4 protein-coding genes are annotated in these 6,271 nt (G+C 70.6%); 1 reads left to right on the top strand and 3 read right to left on the bottom strand.

Going from position 1 to position 6,271, the window contains the following annotated elements; translation table 11 throughout:
* The 3 genes from pyk to pta form a co-directional block, all read right to left on the bottom strand.
* The coding region (pyk, locus tag ACWGH4_RS28920; RefSeq protein WP_441266112.1) for a pyruvate kinase at nt 1-1,428 on the bottom strand (1,428 nt) is incomplete at its 3' end.
* Between the two features lie 106 nt (nt 1,429-1,534).
* Complete coding sequence (locus ACWGH4_RS28925) at nt 1,535-2,788, bottom strand: acetate kinase (RefSeq protein WP_453466119.1); 1,254 nt, start codon at nt 2,786-2,788, stop codon at nt 1,535-1,537.
* Nucleotides 2,785-4,947 (bottom strand): phosphate acetyltransferase, encoded by a 2,163-nt coding sequence (gene pta, locus ACWGH4_RS28930; protein WP_453466121.1) that lies wholly within the window; start codon nt 4,945-4,947, stop codon nt 2,785-2,787. Before pta ends, ACWGH4_RS28925 begins: the two co-directional genes overlap by 4 nt.
* Nucleotides 4,948-5,250: 303 nt before the next feature.
* Here pta and ACWGH4_RS28935 point away from each other — a divergent pair.
* Nucleotides 5,251-6,271, top strand: a 1,021-nt coding sequence (locus tag ACWGH4_RS28935; protein WP_453466123.1) for an ATP-dependent 6-phosphofructokinase, incomplete at its 3' end; no start/stop codon positions are given.

A 6,271-nucleotide genomic window follows, 5' to 3' on the forward strand; every position in this document is an offset into this window, starting at 1 on the left:
GCCGCGGGCCTCGCCGCCGAGGTGGTGGACGCGCACCATGTTCGTCGTGCCCGGGACGCCGGGAGGCGAGCCGGCCGTGATCACCATGACGTCACCCGCGTTGTAGCGCTGGAGCTTGAGCAGCTCGGCGTCGACGATCTCGACCATCGCGTCCGTCGTCTCCACGAACGGCGCGAGGAAGGACTCCACGCCCCAGCTCAGCGTCAGCTGGTTACGGGTCGACTGGTCCGTTGTGAAGGCGAGGATGGGCTGCTCGGCGCGGTAGCGCGACAGACGGCGGGCCGTGTCACCGGACTTGGTGAACGCGATCAGCGCCTTGCCGCCCAGGAAGTCCGCGATCTCGGCGGCCGCACGGGCGACCGAACCGCCCTGGGTGCGGGGCTTCTTGCCGGGGACCAGGGGCTGGAGGCCCTTGGAGAGCAGCTCCTCCTCCGCCGCGGCGACGATCTTCGACATGGTCTTGACCGTCTCGATCGGGTACGCGCCGACCGACGACTCCGCGGAGAGCATGACCGCGTCCGCGCCGTCCAGGATCGCGTTCGCGACGTCGGACGCCTCGGCGCGGGTGGGGCGGGAGTTGGTGATCATCGACTCCATCATCTGGGTCGCCACGATCACCGGCTTGGCGTTGCGACGGCACAGTTCGATGAGGCGCTTCTGGACCATCGGCACCCGCTCGAGCGGGTACTCCACCGCGAGGTCGCCACGGGCCACCATCACGCCGTCGAAGGCCATGACGACGTCCTGCATGTTCTCGACCGCCTGCGGCTTCTCCACCTTGGCGATGACGGGGACGCGGCGGCCCTCCTCGTCCATGACCTTGTGGACGTCCTTGACGTCGCTCGCGTCACGGACGAAGGAGAGCGCGACCATGTCGCATCCCATGCGCAGTGCGAAGCGCAGGTCCTCGACGTCCTTCTCGGACAGGGCGGGGACGTTGACGGCCGCGCCGGGCAGGTTGATGCCCTTGTGGTCGGAGATCACGCCGCCTTCGACGACGATCGTCTTGACCCGCGATCCGTCGACCTCGACCACGCGCAGCTCGACGTTGCCGTCGTTGATCAGGACCTGGTCGCCCTTGGAGACGTCTCCGGGCAGGCCCTTGTAGGTGGTCCCGCAGATCGACTTGTCGCCGGGGACGTCCTCGGTCGTGATGGTGAACTCGTCGCCGCGGACCAGTTCGACCGGTCCCTCGGCGAAGGTCTCGAGGCGGATCTTGGGACCCTGGAGGTCGGCCAGCACGCCCACGGCGTGGCCGGTGTCCTCCGACGCCTGGCGGACGCGGTGGTACCGCTCCTCGTGGTCGGCGTGGGTCCCGTGGCTGAAGTTGAAACGGGCCACGTTCATACCGGCCTCGATGAGCGCTTTCAGCTGCTCGTATGAGTCGACGGCGGGGCCCAGTGTGCAGACGATTTTGGAACGGCGCATAAGGCGGATCCTATCGGTTTGTTTCCCTGCGGAATATTCCGTCTGGTGGAATGTACAAATGGGCGCCGGCCCGCTCAGGCGTTCAGCCTTCCGGCCTTCCAGCGCTTCAGGCTGTCGGGCTGTCGGGCACCTCCTTCTTCCCTTCTCCCGTCACCAGCTCGAAGGTCTGTCGCGCGATCTCGAGCTCCTCGTCCGTCGGCACGACGGCGACCGCCACCCGTGCGTACTCCGGCGAGATCAGCCGCGCCGTGTCCGACCGGGCGGCGTTCAGCCCGGGGTCCACCACGAGGCCCATCTCCTCCAGACCCGCGACGGCAGCCTCTCGCACCGGGGCGGCGTTCTCCCCGACACCCGCCGTGAACGCCACCGCGTCCACCCGCCCGAGCACCGCGTAGTACGCGCCGATGTACTTCTTCAGCCGGTGGACGTAGATGTCGAACGCCAGCCGCGCCCGCTCGTCGCCCTCGTCGATCCGCCGGCGGATCTCCCTCATGTCGTTGTCCCCGCACAGGCCCACCAGACCGCTCTTCTTGTTGAGCAGTGCGTCGATCTCGTCGATGCTCATGCCGGCGACACGCTTCAGGTGGAAGGTCACCGCCGGGTCGATGTCACCGGAGCGCGTACCCATCACGAGACCTTCCAAGGGGGTCAGCCCCATCGAGGTCTCCACGCACCGGCCACCGGCCACCGCGGACGCGGACGCGCCGTTGCCCAGGTGCAGCACGATGACGTTCACCTCGGACGGGTCCTTGCCGAGCAGCGCCGCGGTGGCCCGAGAGACATAGGCGTGCGAGGTGCCGTGGAAGCCGTAGCGGCGGATACGGTGCGCGTCCGCCGTCTCGACGTCGATGGCGTACCGGGCGGCGGCCTCCGGCATCGTCGTGTGGAAGGCGGTGTCGAAGACGGCGACCTGGGGGAGGTCCGGGCGCAGCGTCCGGGCCGTGCGGATGCCGGTGATGTTCGCCGGGTTGTGCAGCGGCGCGACCGGCACCAGGCGCTCCACCTCCGCGATCACCTCCTCGGTGATCACGGTCGGGGCGTGGAACTTCAGACCGCCGTGCACCACTCGGTGGCCGATCGCTGCCAGCGCGGGGGAGTCCAGCCCGAACCCGTCCTGCGCGAGCTCCTCGGACACCGCCTTGAGCGCCGCGTCGTGGTCCGCGATCGGACCCGTGCGCTCGCGCCGAGCACCGCCGTCCCCGAGGGGCGTGTGCACCAGCCGCGAGGTCGCCTCGCCGATCCTCTCCACCAGACCGACCGCCAGCCGGGACGCGTCGCGCATGTCGAGCAGCTGGTACTTCAGCGACGACGAGCCGGAGTTGAGGACGAGGACGCGCGTGGGGGAATCCGGGGCGGTCATGCGGGGAGCTCCTGGGCCTGGGACTGGATCGCGGTGATCGCGACCGTGTTGACGATGTCGCTGACCAGCGCGCCGCGCGACAGGTCGTTGACCGGCTTGCGCAGACCCTGGAGCACCGGTCCGACCGCGACGGCGCCCGCCGAGCGCTGCACGGCCTTGTAGGTGTTGTTGCCGGTGTTCAGGTCCGGGAAGATCAGGACCGTCGCCCGGCCGGCGACCTCGGAGTCCGGCAGCTTGGTGGCGGCGACGGAGGGCTCGACCGCGGCGTCGTACTGGATGGGCCCTTCGACGTGCAGGTCCGGACGCGACGCGCGCACCAGCTTCGTCGCCTCGCGCACCTTGTCGACATCGGCTCCGGAGCCCGACGTGCCGGTGGAGTACGACAGCATCGCGATCCGCGGCTCCACGCCGAAGCGGGCGGCCGTCGCGGCCGACTGCACCGCGATGTCGGCGAGCTGCTCCGCGTCCGGGTCCGGGTTGATCGCACAGTCGCCGTAGACGAGCACCTCGTCGGCCAGGCACATGAAGAACACCGACGAGACGATCGACGCCTCGGGCTTCGCCCTCCCGTCGCCCACCCCCGCCCTGCCTGACGCTCCCCCAGACTGCGGCCGGGGGGACCCCCACCGCGCGGTCCCCATTGTTTTTATGATCTCGAAGGCCGGGCGGATGGTGGCGGCCGTGGAGTGCACCGAGCCCGACACCATGCCGTCGGCCAGGCCCTTGTCCACCATGAGCGTGCCGAAGTAGTTCACGTCCGCCACCACGTCGTACGCCAGCTCGACCGTCACGCCCTTGTGGGCTCGCAGCTGGGCGTACCGCTCGGCGAAGGGCTGACGCAGTTCGGACGTCTGCGGGTCGATCAGCTGGGCGGCCGACAGGTCGATGCCGAGGTCGGCGGCCTTCTTGCGGATGACCTCGGTGTCGCCGAGGAGGGTCAGGTCGCACACGTCGCGGCGTACCAGGACGTCTGCCGCGCGCAGCACCCGTTCCTCCGTGCCCTCCGGCAGTACCACCCGGCGGCGGTGGGCACGGGCCTGCTCCAGCAGTTCGTGCTCGAACATCATCGGGGTGACCCGGCCGCTGCGGGCCACCGCGATCCTGGCCAGCAGGTCGCCGGTGTCCACATGACGCTCGAAGATACCGATCGCGGTCTCCGCCTTGCGCGGCGTGGAGGCGTTCAACTTGCCCTCCATAGCGAACAGTTCCGCCGCCGTCGGGAAGCTGTTCCCCGTCACGGAGACGACCGGGGTGCCGGGCGCGAGGCGGGCCGCGAGGGTCAGGATCTCCTCGCTGGGACGCTCGTTCAGCGTCAGCAGCACGCCCGCGATGGGCGGCGTTCCCGCGGAGTGGGCGGCGAGGGCGCCCACGACCAGGTCGGCACGGTCGCCGGGGGTGACGACCAGGCAGCCGGGGGTCAGGGCGGGCAGGAAGCTCGGGAGCATCGCGCCGCCGAAGACGAAGTCGAGGGCGTCGCGGGCGAGCCCCGAGTCGTCGCCGAGGAGGACCGTGCCGCCCAGGGCGTGCGTGATCTGGGCGACCGTGGGGGCGGCGAGCGCGGGCTCGTCGGGGAGCACGTAGCAGGGGACGGGGAGACGGGCCGCGAGCCGCTCGGCTATGCCCGCCCGCTCGTCGGGGGTGACCCGGTTGGCGACCATGGCGAGGACGTTGCAGCCGAGGGCCTCGTAGGCGCGGAAGGCGTTGCGCGTCTCCGCCCGTACGGACTCCGGGGTCTGGCCCTTGCCGCCCACCACCGCGATCACGGAGGCGCCGAACTCGTTGGCGAGCCGGGCGTTGAGCGCCAGCTCGTCGGGCAGCTGGGTGCCCGCGTAGTCGGTGCCGAGGACCAGGACCACCTCGTAGTCCCTGGCCACCGCCAGGAAGCGCTCGACCAGACGCGAGACCAGCTCGTCGGTGCCCTGCTCCGCCTGGAGCGCGGCCGCCTCGTCGTAGTCCATGCCGTAGACGGAGGCGGGGTCCTGGGAGAGCCGGTAGCGCGCCCGCAGCAGCTCGAAGAGCCGGTCGGGGCCGTCGTGGACGAGGGGGCGGAAGACGCCCACCCGGTCCACCTGGCGGGTCAGGAGCTCCATGACCCCCAGCTCGACCACCTGCCGGCCGTCTCCGCGGTCGATCCCGGTCACGTAAACGCTCCGCGCCACGCGTACTCTCCCGTCCAAGTCCATGGGTGCGATCCGGGGCGTGCCCCGGCCCCCGCCGCTTCGCCGGCCCACCCGGTGCTCCGCCGTACGACGGCAGGGCCCGGGCGCGCCGAAAGGCCGCACGGGGCGGCAATGCCCTCTTGACAATACCTCCGCGGGTGGCTAAGGCGCCCGCCGGGCGGGAACGACGGCGCCGACGGCCCCGAGCGGCGCGGAGTAGCAGGGAGCGCGGGCGTTCCCCGGCCCGTGGGACAATCGGATGTGGGCTCACAAGGACCACTGACGAGCAGGAGACACAGCACGATGCGCATCGGAGTGCTCACCGCAGGCGGAGACTGCCCGGGTCTGAACGCAGTGATCCGGTCGGTCGTGCACCGTGCCATGACGGGTCACGGCGACGAAGTCATCGGTTTCGAGGACGGATTCAAGGGACTCCTCGACGGCCACTACCGTCCGCTCGACCTCAACGCCGTCAGTGGCATCCTCGCCCGCGGTGGCACGATCCTCGGCTCGGCCCGCCTCGAGCGCGGCCGGCTGCGCGAAGCCGCCGAGAACGCGGCCGAGTTGGCGAAGCAGTACGGCATCGACGCGCTCATCCCGATCGGCGGCGAGGGGACGCTCACCGCGTCCCGGATGCTGGCAGAGGCGGGGATGCCCGTCGTCGGCGTCCCGAAGACGATCGACAACGACATCTCCTCCACCGATCGCACCTTCGGCTTCGACACCGCCGTCATGGTCGCCACGGAGGCCATCGACCGTCTGAAGACCACCGCCGAGTCGCACCAGCGGGTCATGGTCGTCGAGGTCATGGGCCGGCACGCCGGGTGGATCGCCCTGGAGTCGGGCATGGCCGGCGGCGCGCACGGCATCTGCCTGCCCGAGCGGCCCTTCGAGGTGGACGACCTCGTCAAGATGGTCGAGGAGCGCTTCGCCCGCGGCAAGAAGTTCGCGGTGATCTGCGTCGCGGAGGGCGCCCACCCCGCCGAGGGCTCCATGGAGTACGCGAAGGGCGAGATCGACCAGTTCGGCCACGAGCGCTTCCAGGGCATCGGCAACCGGCTCGCCGCCGAGCTGGAGCGCCGGCTCGGCAAGGAGGCCAAGCCGGTCATTCTCGGCCACGTCCAGCGGGGCGGCACGCCCACGGCGTACGACAGGGTCCTCGCGACCCGGTTCGGATGGCACGCGGTGGAGGCCGCGCACCGGGGCGAGTTCGGCATGATGACCGCTTTGCGTGGCACGGACGTGAAGATGGTGCCGCTGGCGCACGCGGTCACCCGGCTCAAGACCGTCCCGGACAACCGGATGTTCGAGGCCGAGTCCGTCT

It is taken from the genome of Streptomyces sp. NPDC054847 (assembly GCF_053610925.1).

Coding starts and splice junctions, on each gene's coding strand:
- ACWGH4_RS28925 (WP_453466119.1), bottom strand. CDS start 2,788: ATGACCGCCCCGGATTCCCCCACGCGCGTCCTCGTCCTCAACTCCGGC.